This is a genomic window from Jannaschia sp. S6380 (assembly GCF_023015695.1).
GTDB lineage: Bacteria > Pseudomonadota > Alphaproteobacteria > Rhodobacterales > Rhodobacteraceae > Jannaschia.
Window position 1 is genome coordinate 956,013 of sequence record NZ_JALKAS010000001.1, and the last position, 21,951, is coordinate 977,963.

Annotated in this window: 25 protein-coding genes; 11 read left to right on the forward strand and 14 right to left on the reverse strand. The window is 69.3% G+C overall.

Annotated elements, in window-relative coordinates; genetic code table 11:
* The 7 genes from MWU52_RS04955 to fabF form a co-directional block, all read right to left on the reverse strand.
* Positions 1–528: an HK97 family phage prohead protease gene (locus MWU52_RS04955; RefSeq protein ID WP_246950012.1), complete on the reverse strand. Its 528-nt coding sequence runs from the start codon at positions 526–528 to the stop codon at positions 1–3.
* Between the two features lie 69 nt (positions 529–597).
* Positions 598–900, reverse strand: a complete 303-nt coding sequence (locus MWU52_RS04960) for a hemolysin XhlA family protein (protein WP_246950014.1) — start codon at positions 898–900, stop codon at positions 598–600.
* The gene (locus tag MWU52_RS04965; protein ID WP_246950016.1) at positions 897–2,060 is read right to left on the reverse strand and encodes a phage portal protein; all 1,164 of its coding nucleotides are present in this window, start codon (positions 2,058–2,060) and stop codon (positions 897–899) included. Before MWU52_RS04965 ends, MWU52_RS04960 begins: the two co-directional genes overlap by 4 nt.
* 36 nt (positions 2,061–2,096) lie before the next feature.
* Entirely contained in the window at positions 2,097–3,440 is a 1,344-nt protein-coding gene (locus MWU52_RS04970) for a terminase family protein (RefSeq protein ID WP_246952761.1), read from the reverse strand.
* Positions 3,367–3,729 (reverse strand): hypothetical protein, encoded by a 363-nt coding sequence (locus MWU52_RS04975; RefSeq protein WP_246950018.1) that lies wholly within the window; start codon positions 3,727–3,729, stop codon positions 3,367–3,369. The genes MWU52_RS04970 and MWU52_RS04975 overlap by 74 nt, the downstream gene beginning before the upstream one ends.
* 189 nt (positions 3,730–3,918) lie before the next feature.
* Positions 3,919–5,079: an endolytic transglycosylase MltG gene (mltG, locus tag MWU52_RS04980; RefSeq protein ID WP_246950020.1), complete on the reverse strand. Its 1,161-nt coding sequence runs from the start codon at positions 5,077–5,079 to the stop codon at positions 3,919–3,921.
* Between the two features lie 20 nt (positions 5,080–5,099).
* Positions 5,100–6,356, reverse strand: a complete 1,257-nt coding sequence (gene fabF / locus MWU52_RS04985; protein ID WP_246952763.1) for a beta-ketoacyl-ACP synthase II — start codon at positions 6,354–6,356, stop codon at positions 5,100–5,102.
* Positions 6,357–6,476: 120 nt separating this feature from the next.
* Here fabF and MWU52_RS04990 point away from each other — a divergent pair, with 120 nt between their 5' ends.
* Entirely contained in the window at positions 6,477–6,887 is a 411-nt protein-coding gene (locus MWU52_RS04990; protein ID WP_246950022.1) for a hypothetical protein, read from the forward strand.
* A 6-nt stretch (positions 6,888–6,893) separates the two neighbouring features.
* Here MWU52_RS04990 and MWU52_RS04995 read toward each other — a convergent pair whose 3' ends face one another.
* The 7 genes from MWU52_RS04995 to MWU52_RS05025 all read right to left on the reverse strand — a co-directional run bounded on the left by MWU52_RS04995 (position 6,894) and on the right by MWU52_RS05025 (position 13,282).
* On the reverse strand, positions 6,894–7,670 hold the full coding sequence (locus MWU52_RS04995) for an enoyl-CoA hydratase-related protein (RefSeq protein WP_246950024.1): 777 nt from the start codon (positions 7,668–7,670) through the stop codon (positions 6,894–6,896).
* Positions 7,671–7,736: 66 nt separating this feature from the next.
* Positions 7,737–8,246 (reverse strand): DUF2087 domain-containing protein, encoded by a 510-nt coding sequence (locus MWU52_RS05000; protein WP_246950026.1) that lies wholly within the window; start codon positions 8,244–8,246, stop codon positions 7,737–7,739.
* Positions 8,247–8,409: 163 nt separating this feature from the next.
* Positions 8,410–8,862 carry a cytochrome c-type biogenesis protein gene (locus MWU52_RS05005; RefSeq protein ID WP_246950028.1) on the reverse strand — a complete coding sequence of 151 codons (453 nt, stop codon included), beginning with the start codon at positions 8,860–8,862 and terminating at the stop codon, positions 8,410–8,412.
* The gene (locus MWU52_RS05010) at positions 8,859–10,826 is read right to left on the reverse strand and encodes a heme lyase CcmF/NrfE family subunit (protein ID WP_246950030.1); all 1,968 of its coding nucleotides are present in this window, start codon (positions 10,824–10,826) and stop codon (positions 8,859–8,861) included. Before MWU52_RS05010 ends, MWU52_RS05005 begins: the two co-directional genes overlap by 4 nt.
* Before the next feature lie 70 nt (positions 10,827–10,896).
* Entirely contained in the window at positions 10,897–11,403 is a 507-nt protein-coding gene (locus MWU52_RS05015; protein WP_246950031.1) for a holin family protein, read from the reverse strand.
* A complete protein-coding gene (locus MWU52_RS05020) occupies positions 11,394–12,005 on the reverse strand; it encodes a holin-associated N-acetylmuramidase (protein ID WP_246950032.1) in 612 nt (203 codons plus the stop codon). The genes MWU52_RS05015 and MWU52_RS05020 overlap by 10 nt, the downstream gene beginning before the upstream one ends.
* A gap of 68 nt (positions 12,006–12,073) precedes the next feature.
* Positions 12,074–13,282: a cytochrome b/b6 domain-containing protein gene (locus tag MWU52_RS05025; protein ID WP_246950033.1), complete on the reverse strand. Its 1,209-nt coding sequence runs from the start codon at positions 13,280–13,282 to the stop codon at positions 12,074–12,076.
* A gap of 136 nt (positions 13,283–13,418) precedes the next feature.
* Between MWU52_RS05025 and fabD the strand changes: the two genes are divergently transcribed.
* The 10 genes from fabD (at position 13,419) to MWU52_RS05075 (ending at position 21,939) form a co-directional block, all read left to right on the forward strand.
* Positions 13,419–14,378, forward strand: a complete 960-nt coding sequence (gene fabD / locus MWU52_RS05030; RefSeq protein ID WP_246950034.1) for an ACP S-malonyltransferase — start codon at positions 13,419–13,421, stop codon at positions 14,376–14,378.
* Complete coding sequence (gene fabG / locus MWU52_RS05035; protein WP_246950035.1) at positions 14,371–15,108, forward strand: 3-oxoacyl-[acyl-carrier-protein] reductase; 738 nt, start codon at positions 14,371–14,373, stop codon at positions 15,106–15,108. The genes fabD and fabG overlap by 8 nt, the downstream gene beginning before the upstream one ends.
* A gap of 167 nt (positions 15,109–15,275) precedes the next feature.
* Entirely contained in the window at positions 15,276–15,512 is a 237-nt protein-coding gene (locus tag MWU52_RS05040; protein WP_246950036.1) for an acyl carrier protein, read from the forward strand.
* Positions 15,513–15,600: 88 nt separating this feature from the next.
* Complete coding sequence (locus MWU52_RS05045) at positions 15,601–16,473, forward strand: lysophospholipid acyltransferase family protein (protein WP_246950037.1); 873 nt, start codon at positions 15,601–15,603, stop codon at positions 16,471–16,473.
* On the forward strand, positions 16,470–17,279 hold the full coding sequence (locus MWU52_RS05050; protein ID WP_246950038.1) for an aspartate/glutamate racemase family protein: 810 nt from the start codon (positions 16,470–16,472) through the stop codon (positions 17,277–17,279). The genes MWU52_RS05045 and MWU52_RS05050 overlap by 4 nt, the downstream gene beginning before the upstream one ends.
* An 11-nt stretch (positions 17,280–17,290) precedes the next feature.
* Complete coding sequence (gene ccmE, locus MWU52_RS05055; protein ID WP_246950039.1) at positions 17,291–17,734, forward strand: cytochrome c maturation protein CcmE; 444 nt, start codon at positions 17,291–17,293, stop codon at positions 17,732–17,734.
* Positions 17,735–17,738: 4 nt separating this feature from the next.
* A complete protein-coding gene (locus MWU52_RS05060) occupies positions 17,739–18,605 on the forward strand; it encodes a DMT family transporter (RefSeq protein ID WP_348645490.1) in 867 nt (288 codons plus the stop codon).
* A 193-nt stretch (positions 18,606–18,798) separates the two neighbouring features.
* Positions 18,799–20,043, forward strand: coding sequence for a hypothetical protein (locus MWU52_RS05065; protein WP_246950040.1), 1,245 nt, complete (start codon positions 18,799–18,801; stop codon positions 20,041–20,043).
* A 109-nt stretch (positions 20,044–20,152) separates the two neighbouring features.
* On the forward strand, positions 20,153–21,070 hold the full coding sequence (locus tag MWU52_RS05070; RefSeq protein ID WP_246950041.1) for a DMT family transporter: 918 nt from the start codon (positions 20,153–20,155) through the stop codon (positions 21,068–21,070).
* Complete coding sequence (locus tag MWU52_RS05075; RefSeq protein ID WP_246950042.1) at positions 21,067–21,939, forward strand: ATPase; 873 nt, start codon at positions 21,067–21,069, stop codon at positions 21,937–21,939. Before MWU52_RS05070 ends, MWU52_RS05075 begins: the two co-directional genes overlap by 4 nt.
* The last annotated feature ends 12 nt before the right edge of the window (positions 21,940–21,951 follow it).

Consider the following 21,951-nt stretch of genomic DNA (forward strand, 5'->3'; position numbering starts at 1 on the left):
TCAGTCGCGCGCCAGTTCCAGACGCGCGGACCGGATCGCCCGCGCCAATTCGCGCGAGGGGTCCGCCTTGGCCCCGACCCGCGCACTGGGCAGCATCGGGAACGTCACCAGCGACACTTCCCAAAGCTCCAGTTCCTTCAGAAGCCTGCGCCCCTGGTTGTCCTTGACGGCCCGCCGGACCGTATAGCCGATCGACAGCCCGTCCAGCGCGCCCGCCTCGATCAGTTCCGCCGCCTCGCGCGCCTTCTCCACGCCCGGCAGCAAGCGGCCCTTCACGAACAGGCCGCGCGCGTCCTCGCGGACCTCTTCCCAAACCCCGATCACGCAGGCCGGGTCGTGCTGCCACAGCATCTTGACGCGCCGCCCCTCGGCGCTGATCCGCGCCAGGCTGTCGCAATAGGCGCCCGCTTCGACCACGTCGCGGCCGGTATCCTCGACCCCGAACAGCGACGCGTAACCCGCGATGCGGGCACCTTCCTCCAGCCGCACGCCGGTCTCGGCGCGCGCGAACTTCCGTTCCACTTTCATGACTTTCTCCTCGTCCGGCCTGCCCCGCCAAGGGCAGCCGTGGCCCCGATTTGGTTCCCGTCGCCGCCCTCAGACGCCGACCGCATTCCCCTGCAACGCGACCGACACGAAGCCGCCGACGATCGCCGCCACGATCAGCCAGACCAGCCGCGAGATCAGCGCGTCGATGCGGTCCAGCCGGTTGTCGATCTGGTTGAACCGCGTCTCCAGCCGGATCTGCTTCTCGGCATCGACGGCGCGGTCCGTCTCCAACCGTGCGATCACCGTCTCGACACAGGCCAGCCGCTCCTCGGTCAGGCGGAACGCCGTCTCGGTGTCCTGAAACGGCGCGTACAGGAACCGCGATCCGCCGGTCCGTTCCGCCGCGCTCATGCGTCCGCGGGCGGCAGGCCCAGCATCCGCCGCTTCTCGTCCGCCGTCAGGAAGTCGGCGCCCGCGATCCGGGTCCATTCGGCATCCCGCTCCGCCTGCAACGCAGGCACCCGGTCGCGATCCGGCGCCAGCGCCATCGCCTCGCCCGAATGCTGGCCCAGCCAATGCGCCAGCGCCTCGCAGACCTTCGTCACCAGCGGCAGCACCGTCAGCCGATAGAACGCCCGGTTCGCCTCGACATAATTGGCATAGGTCGCGTCCCCCGGGATCCCCAGCAGCATCGGCGGCACCCCGAAGGCCATCGCGATCTCGCGCGCGGCGGCCTCCTTGGTCTGGCGAAACTCCATGTCCGACGGGCTGAACCCCATCGGCTTCCAGTCCAGGCCCCCGTCCAGCAGCATCGGCCGCCCCGCATTGCGCGCGCCCTGGTGATGCGCCTCCAACTCCATCGACAGCCGATCGAACTGATCGGGCGACATCTCCTCGCCGCCGTTGACGATCGCGCCCGATGGTCGCGCGGCGTTGTCCAGCAACCCCTTCGACCAGCGCGAGGCGGCGTTGTGCACGTCGATCGCCGCGGCCGCCGCCTGCATCGGCGACAACCCGTAATGGTCGTCCTGCGGATGGAACGCCCGCACGTGCAGCACGGGCGACACCTCGCCCACTTGGAACCGATGCTTGCGCCCCGACACGGTGTAGTCATACGCCACCGGCCAGCCATCGGTCCCAGGCACCACCGACATCCGGTCCGCGCGCAGCACGTGCAACTCGCGCGGCAGACCGCCCGGCCCCACCGCCTCGACGAAGGCGTTTCCCGACAGCAGGAACTGTCCGAACAGCGCCTCGAGGAACTCGCCGCGCCCCTGCGCCCCGTTGGGCCGCGACAACAGCGCCAGCAGCGGATGCACGTCCACCCGCCCCGCCGCGTCCGATGCCGCGACCGGAACCGCCGTCGCCGCCTCCGCGATCAGCTTCACCGCACGGAACCCGACCGGGTTCCCCGCGAACCCGACGCGCGTCAGCGTGCCTGCATCGCGCGGCGACCAGACCGCGCGCCCGGCCAATCCCATCGCCGCGACCCGACCCGTGGCCGAGGCCTTGGCCTCCGCCGGCCCGGCGTCCTTCCGCCCAAATCCGAACATTGCCCGTCCTTCCGTCATCCCAAAAAGAAAGGGCCCCGAAGGGCCCCCGTCATCTCAAAGCTGCCGAATGCTCGGCCCCGTCCGCTGCCCGTCCGGGTCCAGCATCGCCGCCCAAAGTGCCCAGACCAGCGCGTCTACCCGGTCCGGACTGCCCGAACCCCGGTATCCGCCGACCGTCATCCGGCACATCTGATCCTCCAGCGGCCCCAGCCCCCGCAGGTGCCGCACCCGGCCCTGCTCATAGAGCGCCGCCACCGGCTCCGCCCGCGCGCCCTTGGCCCGCCGCGCCGTCACCTTGCGATAGCTGACCAGCGGGGCCACCTGACGCAGCACCGCCTCGATCATGTCGCCGCCCTGGTTGCCCTCGGCCACCACGCGGTCCGCGCCCCAGCGGTCATAGGCCGCCGCCACCGCCATCGCCCATTCGCTGGGCGACGCCGCCGATACCGTCGCATCCTCCAGGACATAGGCCCGCCAATCCTTCGGCGGCCCCTGCGTCACCGCACCCACCACCACGATCCCGGTCTCGTCCGACGCGCCCGACGACGTCACCGCCGGGTCCACGCCCAAGATCACCCGGTCGAACGCCGGCACGTCCTCCACCCGCAGCGCGTCCAGCAGGCCGCTCGTCCAGAACGCCCCCTCGATATCCTCCAGCAACAGCCCTTCCAGCTCCTGCCGGCCCATCCGTGTGCCGCCATATCGCGCCATCACCTCGGCCAGGAACCCGCGCGCCAGGTTGGCGCGGTTGGCCTCGGTCGCGGCATGCGTGCTGACGGTGCCGGGCCGCCCCAGCATGTCCTTCAGCACGGGCACGTTCTTCGGCGTCGTCGTCACCACCGCCCGCGGGTTGTCCCCCAGCCGCAGACAGAACTGCAGCATGTCCCACGCCTCCTCGGCGCGCTTCCACTTGGCCAGCTCGTCGACCCAGGCCGCATCGAACTGCGGCCCCCGAAGCGCCTCGAAATCATGCGCCGAGAAAGCCTGCGCCTCCGCCCCGTTGGGCCAGATCAGCTTGCGATGCGTCGCCTTCCAGACCGGCCGCCGGTCGGGGGGCGAACATCTCAGGATGCCCGACTCCCCCTCGATCATCACGTCGCGGACCTGATCATACGTCTCGCCCACCAGCGCCACGCGCCGCGCGCGTCCTGCCTGCATGGCCCGCGCGCCCTCGACCTGCGCGCGCACCCATTCGGCCCCGGCGCGGGTCTTCCCCGCGCCGCGCCCTCCCAGAATCACCCAGGTCCGCCAATCCCCTTCGGGCGGCAACTGATGATCCAGGGCCCAGAAATCGAACAGATACGGCAGCGCCGCCGCCTCGTTGTCACTCAGTTCCCTCAGGAACGTCTCCCGCACCGCTCGCGGCGCGGATGCGATCGAGACGGCGCCCGATCTCAGCCCGCGCGGCGCAGAGGTCGATCCCCGCGCCCCCCCGTTCGATCCGTAGGGCATCCTTCACCTTTCCTTCCTCGGTCAGCACATTGCCGACCGCGCGGCCCAGATCCCGCTGGATCGCCTCCAGACCGGCCGCCTTGATTTCCTCGGGTGGCATGGCGTTGATCTGGCTGACCTTGCGTTCCACGGACACGCGAAGCGCCTCCATTCCGGCAAGGGCGGCCAGCACCCGCCCATATATCTTCGCGCCCATCGTTCCGACGACCGCGTCCCTCGTTCCCTCTTGTTCCATTCGGACAAGCTCCGTGCAGTTGGCATCATGGTCCGCACGACATCCGAAACGAGAGAGGCGGCCGGGGTTTCCCCCGCGCCGCCTCGCCCATTTCTTCCAGCTTGCCCTAAAGATGTTTTCGAGCGTTCGGTGGGTCAACAGGGTTTTTCACGCCCAACGCGAAAAACATGCAACCCACTGATACCGCGATTAATTCCCCGAGGTCGCCCCCCGCGCAGCCTCGATCGCGCGCCATTCGGCGACGTTCTCGTTATGCTCGGCCAGCGTCTCGGCGAAGGCATGCCCGCCGGTGCCGTCGGCCACGAAGAACAGGTAATCCGTCTCCTCGGGGTCCAGCGCCGCGCGGATGGCCTCGGCGCCCGGGTTGGCGATCGGCGTCGGTGGCAAACCGTCGATGCGATACGTGTTGTAGGGCGTCTCCCGCTCCAGCTCGCTCGCCCGGATGCCCCGGCCCAGCACACCCTGCCCGCCGGTGATGCCATAGATGACCGTCGGGTCCGTCTGCAGCCGCATGCCCTGCTCCAGGCGGTTGGTGAACACCGCCGCCACGCGCCGCCGTTCCTCGGGCACGCCGGTCTCTTTCTCGACGATCGACGCCAGGATCAGCGCCTCCTCGGGCGTCGTGATCGGCAGGCCCGGCGCGCGCTCGGCCCAGGCATCCGCCAGGATCCGCTCCTGCGCGACCCGCATCCGCTGGATCAGGTCGCCCATATCCGACCCGCGCGCCACCTCATAGGTGTCCGGCGCCAGCGACCCCTCGGGCGGCACCGGCACCTCGCCGGTCAGGAACTCAGCGCCCTTCAGGCCCTCGACCACGTCCCAGGACGTCAGGCCCGGCGCGACCGACACCCGCCAGGTGATCGGCACGTCCCGCTCCAGCAGCGCCTCGAAATCCTCGGGCACCGGCTCGTCCGGCGCGAAGGTCGCAATCTCGTTCGCTTCCGCCTGCCCCGGCACGCGTTCGCGCACCCGGATCTCGGGGCCCTGCGCGCGCAGCAGATAGGTCACCGAATACGGGAACACCGAAGGCCCACCCGCCGTCACGATCTCCAGCACCTCGGGCATCGAGGCCCCGGCCGGGATCTCGTAGGTCCCGAACTTCAGGTCGCCGGCCCGCTCGGCATAGCTGCTGCCGATGCGGAACAGGCTGCCCGACGACACGATCCCCGACTCTTCCAGACGTTCGCTCACACCGCGCAGCGACGCGCCCCGCGGCACCTCGAAAAAGGTCGCCTCGGCCAGCGGGCCCGGTTCGGCCCAGCGGCTCTTCCCGATCTGCACGATGGCGGCCAGACAGGCCACAAGGACCACGGCCATCGTCAGCGCGTTCGCGGCAATATGCTTCCACATCAGATGTTTGCGCCCCGAAGTTAAACCGCTCGGCCCATGACGAGCGATGCGTTCGTACCGCCGAACCCGAAGGAGTTCGACAGCACCGTCGCGATCTCCCGCTTCTCGGCGACCTTCGGCGCAAGCGACAGTTTCGACGGGGCCGCCGGCGTCTCCAGGTTCAGGGTCGGCGGCGCCACCTGGTCGCGCAGCGCCAGGACGCAGAAGATCGCCTCGACCGCGCCCGCCGCGCCCAGCAGGTGCCCGATGGCCGATTTCGTCGACGACATCGTGGCCTTCGACGCATGGTCCCCCATCATCCGCTCCACCGCGCCCAGCTCGATCGTGTCGGCCATGGTGCTGGTGCCATGCGCGTTGATGTAGTCGACTTGCCCCGGCTCCAGCCCCGCGTTCTTCAGCGCGGCACGCATCGACCGCTCGCCGCCCTCGCCGTCCTCGGACGGGGCGGTGATGTGATAGGCGTCGCCCGACAGGCCATAGCCCAGCACCTCGGCATAGATCTTCGCGCCCCGCGCCTTCGCGTGCTCGTACTCCTCCAGCACGACGACGCCCGCGCCCTCGCCCATGACAAAGCCGTCGCGATCCTCGGAATAGGGGCGCGACGCCTTCGTCGGGTCGTTGCCCCATTTCGTTGACAAAGCCTTGCATGCGTTAAAGCCGGCTATACCGATTTCCGAGATCGGGCTCTCGGCGCCGCCCGCGACCATCACGTCGGCATCGCCCAGCGCGATCAAGCGGGATGCGTCCCCGATGGCATGCGCGCCGGTGGAACAGGCCGTGACCACCGCATGGTTCGGCCCCTTGAAGCCGTAGCGAATGCTTACCTGTCCGCTAACGAGGTTAATCAAAGCCGAAGGGATGAAGAACGGCGACACCCGACGCGGGCCCCGCTCCTTCAACAGGACGGCCGTGTCCGCGATCGTCGACAGCCCGCCGATCCCCGAGCCGATCATCACGCCGGTGCGCAGCTTGCCCTCCTCGCCTGGCTGCCAGCCCGAATCCTCGACCGCCTGCACCGCCGCGGCCATGCCATACAGGATGAAATCGTCGACCTTGCGCTGCTCCTTCGGCTCCATCCAGTCGTCGGGATTGAACGTGCCGTCCGCGCCGTCCCCACGCGGGATCTCGCAGGCATAGGTCGTCGCCAGGTGCGACGCGTCGAACCGGGTGATCGGCCCCGCACCCGACTCCCCGTCGATCAGACGGCGCCACGTCTCCTCGACGCCGCTGGCCAGCGGCGTCACCATTCCCAGTCCCGTCACGACGACACGGCGCATCTGCATGGCCTTCTCCCCTTGCGTTCGTCCGGCCAATTACGCCGTCCGCGGACCAAGACGCAAGCCACGGGCCGTGCTAGTCTCGCCCCCACCCGCAATCCCGCCAACAGGGGGCATTCCATGATCCGCGTTTTCGCCTGCCTCGCTCTCGCGCTCGTCCCGCTCCTGCCGACGGCGGCACGGGCCGAAACCATCGTCAGCTACATGGCGACGATCGACGCCGCCGACCGGCGCAACTCGCGCGGTGCGCCGCTCGCCGATCCGGGCGCGATCCTCCAGCAGGACCGCGCGAACTATCACCGCTTCGGCATCCGCCAGTTCGGCGACCAGGACGACCCGTTCTTCGCCAACCGCGACCTGCGCGCGCAGATCCCCGGCCTCTATGCCCGCGGCCCTCGCGACAGCTGGTCCGACGGCGTCCTGACGGGGCCCTATGCCATAGACATCATCGTCTCGATCTGCGGTGCGCGCAGCCAGCCGACCCACCTCGTCGTGAACCCGGCCGATGCCGATGCCCACCCGGGCTGCTAGCCGGTCTCAGCGTCCCTCGAACCGGGCGGGCCGCTTCTCCAGGAAGGCCATCACGCCCTCCTTGAAATCGCGGCTGTTCCCCGCCTCGCCCTGCAGCTTGGCCTCCAGCATCAACTGCTCGGCCAGACCGTTCTCGAACGACTTGCGGATGGCGCGCTTGACGTTGCGATAGGCGAGGCTCGGCCCCGTCGCCAGTTGGCGCGCCCGATCGGCCCAATGCGCGGCAAACGCGTCGTCGGGCACCGCCTCCCAGATCATGCCCCAGTCGCTGGCCTGCCGTGCGCTCACCGGCTCCGCAAAAAGCGCCGCGCCCATCGCCTTGGCCATCCCCATCTGCCGGGGCAGCCAATAGGTCCCGCCCGCATCCGGGATCAGGCCGATCCGCGTGAACGCCTGCAGGAACACCGCCGATTCCGTCGCGATCACCACATCGCAGGCCAATGCCAGGTTCGCGCCCGCCCCCGCGGCGGCCCCGTTGACGGCGGCGATGGTCGGGATCGCGCAATCGAAGATCGCCATCAGCATCGGCTCGTACTCGTCGCGCAGCGTCCGCTCCATGTTGAGCGAGTTGACGTTCGCCCGGTCGCCCAGATCCTGCCCCGAACAGAACGCCCGCCCCTTGCCCGTCAGGACCAGCACGCGGGCCGAGCCCTCGGCCGTCTTGACGGCGTGCAGGATCTCGGCGCGCATCTGCGTGGACAGCGCGTTCATCACGTCGGGTCGCTCCAGCGTCAGGGTGGCGACACCCTCGCGCTCGCTCAGCCGGATCGTCTCGTATTCCATCGCCAGCCCCTTCCCTCTGTGCTCGCGGCGACCCTAGCAGAGCCGCCGCGCGGCGAAAGGGACACGTCACGGCACGATCAGGCGGATCAACGCGCGCTGCGTCGGGTCCGGCCGGCGATTGACCCGCCGATAGGCGCTGCCGTTGCGATTGCGCGTCAGCATCCCCTCGCCCACCATCTCGCGCCGGATGCCCGCTGCATCCCGGAACGTGCAGAGCGCATGGATCTCGGCGCTGATGGCGCGTTCGTCGCGCACCGCCCCCGGGTCCAGCCGCGCCCAGATCGGCCACAGGCACAAAAGGCGCAGGCTGCGCTTGGCGGGCCAGCCGATAAAGCGCCCCTGGGCATCGAACCGCGCCGCCGCACGCCGCACGCGCGCCAGGTCGGGCGGCGGCTCGCGCACGGTCTCGCCCCAGCCCGACGCGGCGCGAAGGTGCTGGAAATTGCGATAGCCCGCAGCGCGCGCGACGGCGTTCAGCATCGTCTGGTGCGACGGGGCCTCGGTCAGCTGGCCGCGCAGGGTGCGGGCGAACTGGTTCACGTCCTGCAGGACGAGCGGGATGGCATCCCTCGGCATGGTCTGTCTCCTGCCGCCATCGCTGCCCCTGTCGGGCCGGGGTGGCCGCCGATGCCCGCCGGATGGCGGAGAGAGGATCGACACATGATCCGTATCGTGCAGGTTCAGCATGCCCTTGCGGGTGGCGGCGCCTCGGTGAACTGCGGACCGTGGCGGGGCCGTATCACCGCTCGGACGTCTCGTCCAGCAGCGTGCGCAGCCGCGCCTCCTCGTCGGCGTCCAGCGTGGCCGCCCCGCCCCGTGCCTGCCGCGTGACCGCGACGACCGCCACCCCACCGCCGAGCAACAGCAGAAGCGCGGGCGCCAGCCACAGGATCAGGTTCGACCCGTCTGCCTGCGGCCGCAGCAGCACGTATTCGCCGTAACGGTCGACCAGATAGGCGATCACCTGCCCGTCCGTATCGCCCGCCATCAGCCGCTCGCGCACCAGCAGGCGCATATCGCGGGCCAGGTCGGCATTGCTCTCGTCGATGGACTCGTTTCGGCAGACAAGGCAGCGCAGCCCCTCCGACAGGTCGCGGGCGCGTGCCTCCAACGCGGGGTCGTCCAGCACCTCGTCGGGTTGCACCGCCCAGGCCGGCATCGCCAGGCAGAGCATCAGCGCAAGCCACCTCATTCGGCGGGGACCCCGCGCGGCAGCTTGCGCGCGCCGGCCGCCACGCGGTAGCGCCGGTCGCCCAGCGAGACGGCGCCCCCCAGCGCCATGATGATGGCCCCGCCCCAGATCCAGTTGGCGAACGGCTTGACATAGACCCGCACGGCCCACCCGCCGCCGGTCTGCGCGTCGCCGATCACGGCATAGACGTCGCGGGTGAAACCGCTGTCGATACCGGCCTCGGTCGTGGGCATACGCGCGACCGGATAGACCCGCTTCTCGGGGTAGAGGCGGCCCAGAGAACGCCCGCCCTCGGACGCATCCAGCGTAGCGCGCGTGGCGACGTAGTTCGGCCCGCGCACACGGTCGACGGCCTGCAACGTCACCTCGTAGCGCCCGACCGCCAGGCTGTCGCCGATGTCAAGGACGGCGATCTCCTCCTGCTGCCAGGCGGTCAGCGCGGCGACGCCGAAGATCGTGACGCCCAGGCCCCCATGGGCCAGCGCCTTGCCCCAATCCGCCCCCGGCAGGCGCGTCATCCGGCCCAGCCGCTCCGACCAGCGGCCCCGCCCGGTGCGCGTGGCCAGATCGACGCAGGCCCCCGCGACCAGCCAGACGCCAAGGGCCGCCCCCAGCGGACCGCCCAGGCTGCGCCCGGTCTGCATCGCCCAGACCAGGCCCAGCACCGCCAGCGCGAGGATCGCGACCGGGATCATCGGGCGCAGCGCGCGCGCGCGTCCACGTTTCCATGGCATGACCGAGCCCAGCGGCAGCAGCAGCCCCAGCGCGATGACGAAGGGCGTGAACGCCGCGTCGAAGAACGGCGGCCCGACCGACAGCGTCCGGTCGAAGGCCAGTTCCGCCACCAATGGCCAGACCGTTCCGACGAAGACTACGAAGCACGAGACCGCCAGCAGCAGGTTGTTCGCCACCAGCGCCGATTCGCGGCTGACCACGCCGAACACGCCGCGCGCCTGCATCACCGGCGCCCGGACCGCATAGAGCAGCAGCGCGCCCCCGGTGAAGAACGCGAGGATCGCCAGGATGAAGACGCCGCGTTCGGGATCGTTGGCGAAGGCATGCACGCTGGTCAGCACGCCCGAGCGGACGATGAACGTTCCGATCAGGCTGAACCCGAAGGCCAGGATCGCCAGCAGGATCGTCCAAGCCTTCAGCGCCTCGCGCTTCTCGACCACGATGGCGGAATGCAGCAACGCGGCGGCGATGAGCCACGGCATGAACGACGCGTTCTCGACCGGGTCCCAGAACCAAAAACCGCCCCAGCCCAGTTCGTAATAGGCCCACCATGAGCCCAGCGCGATGCCGATCGTCAGGAACAGCCACGCGGCCAGCGTCCAGGGCCGCACCCAGCGGCCCCAGGCGGCGTCCACCCGTCCCTCGATCAACGCGGCGACGGCGAAGCTGAAGGCCATGCTCAGGCCCACGTAACCCAGGTAGAGGAATGGCGGATGGAACGCCAAGCCCGGGTCCTGCAGCAGCGGATTGAGATCCTCGCCGTTGAAGGGCGGCGATTCGAGGCGCAGGAACGGGTTGGATGTGAACAGGATGAAGGCGTAGAACGCGACGCCCACGCTGGCCTGCACCGCGAGGACGCGGGCCCGGAGGGTCTGCGGCAACTGTCCCCCGAACCACGCCGCCGCCGCACCGAACAGCGCCAGGATCAGCACCCACAGCAGCAGCGAGCCCTCGTGGTTCCCCCAGACGCCCGACACCTTGTAGAGCATCGGCTTGTCGGTATGGCTGTTCAACACCACGAGGCGGAGAGAGAAATCCGACGTCACGAACGCATAGGTCAGCGCCGCGAAGGAGAACCCGACCAGCAGGACCTGGACGATCGCGGCGGGTGAAGCGACAGCCATCCATCCCGTCCAGCCACGCCACGCGCCCACCATCGGCACGACCGTCTGGACGAGGGCCACCGAAAAGGCGGCGATCAGGGCGAAATGGCCAAGTTCGGCGATCATGCCCCCCAGTTACGCGAACGCCCCGCCGCGGCCAATGGGGCGCGACGGGGCGTCACAGGTCAAATTCGCGTCAGTCGCGGTCGCCGCGCCAGTCGTGAAGCGCCGGATTGTCGATGGCCGCGGGCGGATCGGCATCCTCCTCCGGTGCGTGCCAGGCCGACATGCGCGGCGCCGGAAGCGGCGGCGGCGGCGTGGGACGGCGGACGTAGTGCATCTCACGCGCGCCGAAATAGAAGCCCACGATCGCGCCCAATAACCACCAGAGCGGCTCGGGCACGTGCGCCAGGCCCTGCATCCGCGCGGAAAACCCCGCCGGCTCGGACATGGCGTAGACGAACAGGCCCAACGTCCCCAGCGCCAGCATCGGCCGGGGCAACCGGTTCAGCCCATCGACGCAGCGGTCGAAAAGGCTCCTCCGTTCCAGCGCGAATTCGGCGCCCAACTGCTCCAGCGCAGCCCGTTGCGCGGCGTGTTCCAGGCGCTGACCCTTGGTCGCGTTGGGCACGAAGACCTCGCCGATGTCCCGTGCCGCCCGGCCCAGGGTGCCGATCGCGCCGATCCCGCGCATCAGTCCCATGCCGCCACTCGCGCGCGGTGCTCTGCGTCGGTCAGGTGATAGCGGGGCGAGATGAACTCCTCGGCGCGCCGGATCCAGCCGCCTTTGCCGCCATCGCGCCGCCGCGCGTATTTGCGCGAAGACGGGCGCCGGTCGGCCAGCGCATAGTACCAGTTGCGTCGTGCGATCCCATAGGCGTCGGCCAGATGGTCGGGGGCCGCGGCCACGGCGGCGCGGGCGGCGGCGGCCGTGCGCGGACCGATGACCCCGTCGACGGCCACGCGCTGCCCCATCTGGCCGAGCAGCCGCTGCAGGATGCGGATGGCGTTCGACCCGGCATTGACCTGCATGTCGAAGACCGACGGCTGCAGGCATGCGGGCAGCGAGTCGATCCGCACGCGATGGAAATAGTGGTCGACGAAAATGTCGACCGCCCGGCGCCGCGGCAGCGCCTGGACATCCACCGCATCGACATCGCCGTCGCGGTCGAGGTCCAGCCCCAGCGCGCGCATCGTGTGGATGGTGACGCCGTGATTGGTCGCCCCGCCCGGATCGTCCGGATCGTTGACGTAGCCACCCTCGCGGGCAACGATTTCTTCTGCGATGGCACGAACCGTAGGCATGGCCCGACCCTCCCATGCTCTCGGTTTCAGGAAGTCCCGAAAGCTGGGGAGGAGCGGTTAACGAGGTGTTACGAATCCGGCGCGCCGCGCGTCGCCGTCAGCGCGACATCGACCGTGACGCCGAAGCCCACGTTCGACTCGTCCGGATAGGCCGCGCCGATACCGAAATCGCGGCGGTCCAGGTCCACCTGCCCCGCCATCACGGCGCGGTCGCCCTCGATCTGCAAGGTGAACGGCAATGTCAACGGAACCGAAGCGTCGCGGATGACAAGATCCCCCTCGGCCAGGTAATCCGCGCCATCCGGCCGGATCACGGCGTCGAAACGGGCCGTCGGATGCGCTTCGGAGGCCAGAAACTCCCCCGAGATCGCCTGCGTCGTGACCGAACCGAGCGTGAGCGAGCCCGTCGCGATCGAAACCTCGACCGTGCCCAGCGTTCCGTCGTCCCGCGGCGTCTCGTCGAAGTCGATGGCGGCCTGCCAGTCGGCGAAGGACCCGGTGACCGCGCTTCCGATCTGCGTCACACTGATCGAAAGCGTCCCCCCCTCCACCGTCCAGTTCGAGGTGCCGGCCACGCTGGCCTGGCCGGGGGCGGCCACCGTCCCCTCGGGCACCAGGGCCAGGGCCACGACCAGCGTTCCGGCCCAGACGGCCAGCGCCGTCACCACCGGAAGGGCCTTGCCGCCCCGCGCCGGGACCTGGCCCGGATCGGCCCCGCGCCATATCCGCGCGAAGGTCAGGTCGCGGTCGATCAGGACATGCTTCAGGGTGCCCGCGATGTGCAGGACCAGTGCGCCGACCAGGACCTTGACGAAGGTCGTGTGCAGCGTCGCCAGGATCTTCGCCAATTCGGGGTCCTTGGGCACGAAGGGCAGATCCTGCCCGAACGGCCACCAGATGGGCGCGAAGCCCGTCGCGGCCGCATGTTCCGACCAGCCCAGCAGCGGCACCAGCACCAGCGACCCGTAGAGCAGCCAGTGCACGGCGGCCGCCGCGAACCCTTCCAGCCCGCCATGGAGCGGTCGCGGGCGCGGCTGCGACAGCGCCCAGCCAATCCGGGCCAGCGCCACCAAGAAGATCGTGACGCCGACCGTCTTGTGGAACGAAAACAGCCACGCCTTGCGGGCCAGCGCCGCGTCGGTATCGAAGCCCGCGTCATGCGCCAGCTTGCCCAACACCAGCGCCGTCAGGATCAAGACGGCGATGACCCAGTGAAAGGCCCGTTCCACCCAGCCATAGGTGGCGATCGTGTTCGTCGCTTCGCGTCTGCGCGTCATGGTGACCCCGTCTCTGTCCGCCCCATACCTAGCGCATGTGACGAAATCCTTAACCGCCCATTCGCGCACAGGGCCCGTGCAGGGTTCACAGCGCGGGATGCGACCGCTAGACCCGTCGAAAACCGGAAGGTGCACGATGAGCAGAGCATTCGTCTTCCCGGGCCAGGGCGCCCAGACCATCGGCATGGGCCGCGATCTCGCGCTGGCCTATCCCGCCGCGCTTCACGTGTTCGAGGCCGTGGACGAGGCGCTGGGCGAGGCGCTCTCGACCCTGATCTGGCAGGGGGAGGCGGACGCGCTGACACTGACGCGCAACGCGCAGCCCGCGCTGATGGCGACGTCGGTCGCGGCCCTTCGCGCGCTGGAGGCGGAGGGCCTGTCGGTCGCCGACCATGCCGCCTTCGTCGCCGGGCATTCGCTGGGCGAATACAGCGCGCTGGTCGCCGTCGGGTCGATCACGCTGGAGGATGCCGCCCGCCTGCTGCGCACGCGCGGCGAGGCGATGCAATCGGCCGTCCCGGTGGGCGAAGGCGCGATGGCGGCGCTGCTGGGCCTTGACTTCGATGCGGCGAAGGCGGTCGCGGACGAGGCCGCGCAGGGCCAGGTCTGCCAGGCCGCGAACGACAATGATCCGGGCCAGGTTGTCGTCTCCGGCCAACGCGAAGCGGTCGAACGCGCGCTGGACATCGCCAAGGGCAAGGGCGCCAAGCGCGCGATGCTGCTGCCCGTATCGGCCCCGTTCCACTGCGACCTGATGGCCCCCGCCGCGGGCGTCATGGCCGAGGCGCTGGACGACGTCGACATCCGCGACCCGTCGGTGCCGCTGATCGCCAACGTCACGGCCAGCCCCGTGACCGACGCCCGCGATATCCGCGCGCTGCTGGTCGATCAGGTCACCGGTTCCGTCCGCTGGCGCGAGAGCGTGATGCGCATGGCCGCCGAAGGCGTCACCGAGATTTGGGAGATCGGCGCGGGCAAGGCCTTGTCGGGCATGATCCGCCGCATCGACAGGACGCTGGAGACCCGCGCCGTCGGCACGCCCGAACAGGTGGCCGAGGCGGCGAAATCAGTTGAAGAAGGACCTGCAAATGTTTGACCTGACAGGGAAGTGCGCGCTGGTGACCGGCGCGTCGGGCGGTATCGGCGCGGCCATCGCGCGCGCGCTCCACGCGCAGGGCGCGACCGTCGGCCTGTCGGGCACGCGCGAGGATCCGCTGAACGCCCTGGCCGGCGAGCTGGGCGACCGCGCCCATGTGCTGCCCTGCAATCTGTCGGACGGCGACGCCGTGAACGCCCTGCCCAAACAGGCGGCCGAGGCGATGGGATCGGTCGACATCCTGGTCAACAATGCGGGCATCACCCGCGACAACCTGTTCATGCGCATGTCCGAGGAGGAATGGGCCGACGTCCTGAACGTCAACTTGACCAGCGCGTTCCGCCTGTCCAAGGGGGTGATGCGCGGCATGATGAAGGCCCGCTGGGGCCGCATCGTCAACGTCTCGTCGATCGTCGGCGCGACCGGCAATCCGGGACAGGCGAACTATGCCGCATCCAAGGCCGGCATGGTCGGCATGGGCAAGTCGCTGGCCTATGAAGTCGCGTCGCGGAACATCACCGTGAACACGGTGGCCCCCGGCTTCATCGCCACGCCGATGACCGACAAGCTGACCGACGACCAGAAGGCCAAGATCGACGCGCAGATCCCCGCCGGCCGCATGGGCCAGCCCACGGAGATCGCGGCCGCCGTGGCCTATCTCGCCTCGCCCGGCGCGGCCTACGTCACCGGCGCCACGATCCACGTGAACGGCGGCATGGCGATGCTTTGAAGGGCGCGAGACAAATAATTTGCCATCCCTTGCGCCCGTGATATAGGCGGCGCACATTATCCGGGGGGTGTCGCCGACACCCCTGTCCGATCCCTTCGGACGGCCCGGCATGGGGTCCGATCCGTGCCACAAGACGCCCCGCGCGGGCCACGACACGAGGTAGAGACATGAGCGACAACATCGAGGAGCGCGTCCGCAAGAAAGTGGTCGAGCATCTGGGCGTCGAAGAGGAAAAGGTGACGGAGAACGCTTCGTTCATTGACGATCTCGGCGCGGACTCGCTGGACACGGTCGAGCTCGTCATGGCGTTCGAGGAGGAGTTCGGCATCGAAATCCCCGACGATGCCGCCGAGTCGATCCAGACCTTCGGCGACGCCGTCAGCTTCATCAAAGCCAACTCGTAAGTCGCAGTCGCGGCCGAGACGTTCGAAGGGCGCCCCGCGGGGCGCCTTTTCACTTTCCGGTCACGTCGCCATTGATAGGATCGGGCGCATGATCCGCGACGCAACCCGCGACATCACCTATGCCCATTCCGCGCGCACCCGCCGCGGCCGCGCCGTGATCCGCGGGCTCGAGTCGCTGACGGGGCGGCCGGATCTGCTGCGGCGCGCACGCGGCTATGAACGCGCGGTGGCCGATGGTGCCGATTTCTGGGAAGAGATGTGCCGCCGTTACGGCCTGCGTCTCGAACTGGTTTCCGGCGGGCTGGACCTGATCCCGGCCGAGGGGCCGGTCGTGCTGGTGGCCAACCACCCCTACGGCATCCTCGACGGGTTGATGCTGGCGCTGATCCTTTCGCGGACACGGCCGGACGGGTTCCGCATCCTGGCCAACGACGTGTTCCTGCGCGCGCCGGACCTGGGGCGGACCCTGCTGCCGGTCAGCTTCGACGCGACGCGCGGCGGCCAGACGCGCAACCTGGCCATGCGAAAGGCGGCGATCGCCTTCCTGCGGGACGGCGGCGCCATCGGCGTCTTTCCCGGCGGCGCCGTCTCCACCGCGGCGCGCCCATTCGGCCCGGCGCGCGATCCCGAATGGGGCGGCTTCACGGCGAGGCTAATCCACGCCTCGGGCGCGACCGTCGTCCCGATCCATTTCGAAGGCGCGAATTCGCGCCTGTTCCACCTAGCCAGCCATGTCCATTCGACGCTGCGCCTGGGCCTTCTGCTGCGCGAATTCCGCGCCCGCACGGACGGACCCGTGCGCGTCACCGTCGGGCACCCCGTCCCCGCGCCGGAAATCGCGCGGCACGGCGGAAACCGGCGCGCGCTTATGGCCTTCCTGCGCGAACGGACCTACAGCACCGGTCGGGAAAGCCCGGATCCGGGGTTCGACTTCGAAACGCAAAAGGCGGGATGCACATGAGCGTCGGCATCTTCGACAGCGGCCTGGGCGGCCTGACCATCTGGGAGGCGGTGACCCGCCGCCTGCCCGATCTGCCCGTCACCTATTACGGTGACAATGCCCACGCCCCCTATGGCGTGCGCGAGGCCGGGGACATTCACGACCTGACCCGCGCCGCGGTCGAGGACATGTGGGACAAGGGTTGCGACCTGGTCGTGCTGGCCTGCAACACCGCTTCGGCCGCCGCACTGCGCCGGATGCAGGAGGCGGGCGTGCCCGACGGCAAGCGCGTCCTCGGCGTGTTCGTGCCCCTGATCGAGGCATTGACCGAGCGCGGATGGGGCGACAACTCCCCCCCGCGGGAGGTGGCGGTGGGCCAGGTCGCGCTCTTCGCCACCCCGGCCACGGTCGCCAGCCGCGCCTTCCAGCGCGAACTGGCCTTCCGCGCCATCGGCGTCGATGTCGAGGCGCAAGCCTGCGGCGGTGTCGTGGACGCGATCGAGGACGGCGACATGATCCTGGCCGAGGCGCTCGTGCGCAGTCATGTCGACGCGCTGCGCCGCAAGATGCCGCGCCCCGATGCGGCGGTCCTGGGATGCACGCATTATCCGTTGGTGACCGAAGCGTTCCAGCGCGCGTTGGGACCGGAGGTCAAGGTGTTCAGCCAGGCCGATATTGTCGCCGAGAGCCTGGCCCATTACCTGTCACGCAGGCCCGCCATGGCCGGCGACGGGCCGGGTCGGATGCTGACCACTGGCGATCCGGAACGCGTGTCGGCCCGCGCGACGCAGTTCCTGCGCCGTCCCCTGACGTTCGAGTCCGCCTGAGAGGTTCCGCCATGCGTTCGCTCAAGAAGACACGCCGCATCCAGGTCATCGCCATCGCCGCGGTGGCCCTGGCCGGATCCACCGCGCTGATGGGCTATGCCTTCCGCGACGGGATCAACTTCTTCCGCTCGCCCAGCCAGGTGGCGGAGGCGCCGCCGCCGCCCTCCGAGGTGTTCCGCATCGGCGGTCTGGTCGAGGACGGCAGCCTGATCCGCGGCGAGGGCACCGAGGTCAGCTTCCGTGTCACCGACGGCGGCGCGTCGATCCCCGTGACCTATGACGGCGTCCTGCCCGACCTCTTCGGCGAGGGCGAGGGGATGGTCGGCACCGGCCGCTATCTGGACGACACGTTCCAGGCGACCGAGATCCTGGCGCGCCATGACGAAACCTACATGCCCAAGGAGGTCATCGACGCCTTGAAGGAACAGGGCGTCTATCAGCCCCCCGAAAGCTGAGATCTTGACCCCCGACACGCTTCGCGCCCTCCTCTGGATGACGGGGGGCATCGCCAGCTTCACGACCATGGCCGTGGCCGGCCGCGCCGTCAGCGTGCAGCTCGACACGTTCGAGATCATGCTGTTCCGGTCCTGCACCGGGCTGGTGATCGTGTCGGTGCTGGCGGTCGCCACCGGACGGCTGGCCGAGATACGGACCGCCAACCTGGGCGCGCATACCGTGCGAAACATCGCCCATTTCACGGGCCAGAACCTGTGGTTCCTGGCGATCACGCTGGCGCCGCTGGCGCAGGTCTTCGCGTTGGAATTCACCTCGCCGCTCTGGGTGCTGTTGCTGGCGCCGTTGATCCTGGGCGAGCGCGTGCGCGGCATCCAGGTTGCGGTGGCCTGTCTGGGCTTCGCGGGGGTCCTTCTGGTGGCACGACCCTTCGGCGGGGCGATCTCGCCCGGGCTGGTCTGGGCCGGACTGGCGGCAGTGGCCTTCGCGCTGACGAACCTGCTGACGCGACGCCTGACACGGCACGAGACGGTGACCGGTATCCTGTTCTGGCTGACCGCGCTGCAACTGGTCTTCGGTCTGGTCTGCGCGGGCTTCGACGGCGACATCGCCCTGCCCCGCGGCACGGCGCTGACCTGGGTCGTCCTGATCGGGATCGCCGGGCTTTGCGCGCATTGGTGCCTGACGAATGCACTGCGCCTCGCGCCGGCCTCGACGATCATGCCGGTGGATTTCGCGCGGCTGCCCCTGATCGCGGTGATCGGGGCGCTGTTCTACGCCGAACCGCTGGAACCGCTGACCCTGATCGGGGGCGCGATCGTCTTCGCGGCGGCCTGGGCCAACCTCCGCCTCGCGACACGCCAAACCGGCTGAAGCTGTTGCGGCCGGGCCATAGTCGCGCGCGAAGGGGGGTGTCACGAACCCGTGACGTAGGGTCCGATTTGACCGAATCCCCCCATCTGCGCATCGCTCGGACATCACATGCCGCGATCGGGGGCGTACCCCGCCGATCCGGCGCCGCCCGTCAGGAGGAGATCGACGGGCCCCCAAAGGGATGAGGACACCCATGAACCGTTTCGCACTCGCCGTCGTCGCGACCTTCACCACCGCCGCCACCGCCCATGCCGGGGGTCTGGACCGGTCGGGCCAGGGCATCGACGCGCTGTTCGAGGAAGGCAACTATGCCGAGGTGACCTTCGGCTTCGTCGATCCTTCGGTCGACGGCACCGACGACATGGCGGGCTTTCTGTCCTCGGGCGGCCCGGCGGCCAACCCGTCCTTCGGCAGCGATACCGGCAACGTCGCCGACAGCTTCCTGACCGTCGGCGCGGCCTTCAAGTACCAGTTCAGCGAGGCGGTCTCCTTTGCGCTGATCGTGGACGAGCCCTACGGCTCCGACATCAGCTATCCGGAGAGCGGCAACACCGTGGCCTCGCTGGTCGTGCCCGGCGTTCAGGTCGAGGGCAGCGCCCTGGGCGGGACCGAGGCGGTGGTCGACAGCTACGCCGTCACCGCGCTGGGCCGCTACGAGTTCGGCAACGGCTTCAGCATGCATGGCGGCCTGCGCTACCAGGAAATCTCGGCCAATGTGACGCTCAGCGGCCTCGCCTATGGCGGGCTGAACGGCTACAACGCGGGCTTTTCCAGCGACGGGGCGTTCGGCTACGTCGTCGGCGGCGCCTACGAGCGGCCGGACATCGCGCTGCGCATCGCGCTGACCTACAACTCCAAGATCGACCATGAGCTGTCGACCAAGGAAAGCGTCAGCGGGATCCCCGTTTCTGTCCTGAGCGGCGGCGCGCTGGGCGAGACCAGCACCACCGACATCACCGCACCGGAAAGCCTGAACCTCGAGTTCCAGACCGGTGTGGCCAGGGATACGCTGGTCTTCGGCTCCATCCGCTATGCCCGCTACGAGGACACGATCGTCTCGCCGGTCTTCTTCGACCAGCAGGTCGAGGCGATTTCGGGCACGACGAACAACAGCCTGACCGACATCGAGAACTCCACCGATTTCGAGATCGGCGTCGGCCGTCGCTTCACCGACAAGTTTTCCGGCTCCATCGCCTTCGGCTATTCCAGCTCGGGCGATGACGACCTGGTTTCGCCGCTGGCCCCGACCAACGGCTCGCGCTCCATCGCGGTCGGCGGCTCCTACCAGGTCACCGACGCGGTCAAGCTGACCGGCGGCGTGCGCTACACCGACCTGCGCGACGCGCGCCCCGAAACCGGCACGCCCGACACGGCCCGCGCCGATTTCGACGGCAACGATGCCATCGCCGTCGGCCTGAAGATCGGCTACAGCTTCTGATACCGGCGATACTTCCCGCCTTCGACGCCCCGCCCGATCCGGCGGGGCGTTCTCGTTTGGCGCAGGTTCCGGGTGGCCCGCGGCGCAGCCGACGGCTAGCAATACCGTCATGAGCCATCGCGACATGCCCAACCGCGCCTGGGGCGAACTGATCCTGCTGTCCTTCATCTGGGGCGGCAGCTTCCTGTCGATCCGCATTGCCCTGGACGAGATCCCCTTCGTCACCAGCGTCGCGTTCCGCGTGGGCCTGGCCGCGCTGGTGCTGTGGGCATACGTCCTGCTGCGCCGCCTGCCCGTTCCCCGTGCGCCCCGCATCTGGCTGGCGCTGGGCGTCATGGGCCTGCTCAACAACGTGCTGCCCTTCTCGCTGATGGCCTGGGGGCAGTTGCATATCGAAACCGGCCTGACCTCGATCCTGAACGCGGGCACGGCCGTGTTCGGCGTTCTGGCCGCGGCGATCTTCTTGGCCGATGAACGGCTGACGACGCGCCGGGCGGTGGGCGTCCTGCTGGGGTTTCTGGGTGTGGCCACGGCCATCGGCCTCGACGCGCTGGCCAGCTTCGATTTGCGTTCCGCGGCGCAGCTGGCCGTCGTCGCCGGCACCATCAGCTATGCGTTGGCCGGCGTCTGGGCACGCACCCGGCTGCAGGGCCTGTCGCCACAGGTCGCGGCCGCGGGCATGCTGACGGGGTCAAGCCTGGTGATGATCCCGGTCGCACTCTGGATCGACGGGCCGATCCTGCCCACCCGGCCCGACACGATCCTGGCCATTGCCTATTACGCGGTAATCGCGACGGCCTGCGCGTACCTGCTCTATTTCCGGGTGCTGGCCATGGCCGGCGCCGGCAACCTGATGCTGTGCACGCTGCTCGTCGCGCCGGTCGCAATCCTGCTCGGCGCGTGGGTCCGGGACGAGGCGCTTGGCGCACAGGTCTATCTGGGTTTCGGGCTGCTGGCGCTGGGGCTGGTCATCCTGGACGGGCGCCTGTTGCGCACGCTGCGCGGGGCCGCTACCCGGAAGGCATGATCTACGCGACCGAACAGGATTGGCGGACCGCCCGCGACAAGCGCGTGACCTTCTTCGGCATGTCGGGCCTGGGCAAGACGCATATGGCGCGGATCCTGCGCGGGGCCGGCGACTGGTTCCACTACTCGATCGACTACCGCATCGGCACGGCCTACATGGGCGAGCACATCAACGACAACCTCAAGCGCGAGGCGATGCGCGTGCCGTTCCTGGCGGGGCTCCTGCGCTCGGACAGCATCTATATCGGCTCGAACATCACGTTCGAGAACCTCGACCCGCTGTCCACCTATCTGGGTCAGCCGGGCGACCCCGCGCAGGGTGGCCTGCCGATGCCGGAATACGAGCGACGACAGACGCTGCATGTGCGCGCCGAGATCAACGCGCTTCTGGACACGCCCCATTTCATCGAGCGCGCCCGCGACATCTATGGCTACGACCAGTTCGTCTGCGACACCGGCGGCTCCATCTGCGAGGTCGTGGACCCGCACGACCCCGCCGATCCCGCGCTCCGGGCGCTTCACGACACGACGCTGATGGTTTGGATCGAGGGCACCGAGGATCACGTGCAGACCCTGGTCGACCGCTTCTCGTCCGCGCCCAAGCCGATGTGCTATCGCCCGGAATTCCTGACCGAGCAGTGGCGGGATTACCTGCGCGTGTCCGGCGTGTCGGCCGACCGGGTCGACCCGAACGCCTTCGCGCGCCACGCCTATGCCGCCGCCATCACCGAACGGCATCCGCGCTATGCCGCGATGGCCGCGAACTGGGGCATCAGCGTCACCGCCGCCGAGGTCGCCGCCGTCCGCGATGCCGCCGACGTGATCGCGCTTGTGGGCGAGGCCCTTGGCAGGCACCGCGCCGCCGCCTAACTCTGCCCGGCC

Coding starts and splice junctions, on each gene's coding strand:
- MWU52_RS05070 (WP_246950041.1), top strand. CDS start 20,153: ATGAGCCATCGCGACATGCCCAACCGCGCCTGGGGCGAACTGATCCTG.
- fabF (WP_246952763.1), bottom strand. CDS start 6,356: ATGCGCCGTGTCGTCGTGACGGGACTGGGAATGGTGACGCCGCTGGCC.
- MWU52_RS05050 (WP_246950038.1), top strand. CDS start 16,470: ATGAGCGTCGGCATCTTCGACAGCGGCCTGGGCGGCCTGACCATCTGG.
- MWU52_RS05025 (WP_246950033.1), bottom strand. CDS start 13,282: ATGACGCGCAGACGCGAAGCGACGAACACGATCGCCACCTATGGCTGG.
- MWU52_RS05000 (WP_246950026.1), bottom strand. CDS start 8,246: ATGCCGAGGGATGCCATCCCGCTCGTCCTGCAGGACGTGAACCAGTTC.
- MWU52_RS04995 (WP_246950024.1), bottom strand. CDS start 7,670: ATGGAATACGAGACGATCCGGCTGAGCGAGCGCGAGGGTGTCGCCACC.
- MWU52_RS04965 (WP_246950016.1), bottom strand. CDS start 2,060: ATGACGGAAGGACGGGCAATGTTCGGATTTGGGCGGAAGGACGCCGGG.
- MWU52_RS05040 (WP_246950036.1), top strand. CDS start 15,276: ATGAGCGACAACATCGAGGAGCGCGTCCGCAAGAAAGTGGTCGAGCAT.
- MWU52_RS05045 (WP_246950037.1), top strand. CDS start 15,601: ATGATCCGCGACGCAACCCGCGACATCACCTATGCCCATTCCGCGCGC.
- MWU52_RS05020 (WP_246950032.1), bottom strand. CDS start 12,005: ATGCCTACGGTTCGTGCCATCGCAGAAGAAATCGTTGCCCGCGAGGGT.
- MWU52_RS05015 (WP_246950031.1), bottom strand. CDS start 11,403: ATGGGACTGATGCGCGGGATCGGCGCGATCGGCACCCTGGGCCGGGCG.
- fabG (WP_246950035.1), top strand. CDS start 14,371: ATGTTTGACCTGACAGGGAAGTGCGCGCTGGTGACCGGCGCGTCGGGC.
- ccmE (WP_246950039.1), top strand. CDS start 17,291: ATGCGTTCGCTCAAGAAGACACGCCGCATCCAGGTCATCGCCATCGCC.
- fabD (WP_246950034.1), top strand. CDS start 13,419: ATGAGCAGAGCATTCGTCTTCCCGGGCCAGGGCGCCCAGACCATCGGC.
- MWU52_RS04960 (WP_246950014.1), bottom strand. CDS start 900: ATGAGCGCGGCGGAACGGACCGGCGGATCGCGGTTCCTGTACGCGCCG.
- MWU52_RS04975 (WP_246950018.1), bottom strand. CDS start 3,729: ATGGAACAAGAGGGAACGAGGGACGCGGTCGTCGGAACGATGGGCGCG.
- MWU52_RS05005 (WP_246950028.1), bottom strand. CDS start 8,862: ATGAGGTGGCTTGCGCTGATGCTCTGCCTGGCGATGCCGGCCTGGGCG.
- MWU52_RS04955 (WP_246950012.1), bottom strand. CDS start 528: ATGAAAGTGGAACGGAAGTTCGCGCGCGCCGAGACCGGCGTGCGGCTG.
- MWU52_RS05075 (WP_246950042.1), top strand. CDS start 21,067: ATGATCTACGCGACCGAACAGGATTGGCGGACCGCCCGCGACAAGCGC.
- mltG (WP_246950020.1), bottom strand. CDS start 5,079: ATGTGGAAGCATATTGCCGCGAACGCGCTGACGATGGCCGTGGTCCTT.
- MWU52_RS05065 (WP_246950040.1), top strand. CDS start 18,799: ATGAACCGTTTCGCACTCGCCGTCGTCGCGACCTTCACCACCGCCGCC.
- MWU52_RS04990 (WP_246950022.1), top strand. CDS start 6,477: ATGATCCGCGTTTTCGCCTGCCTCGCTCTCGCGCTCGTCCCGCTCCTG.
- MWU52_RS05010 (WP_246950030.1), bottom strand. CDS start 10,826: ATGATCGCCGAACTTGGCCATTTCGCCCTGATCGCCGCCTTTTCGGTG.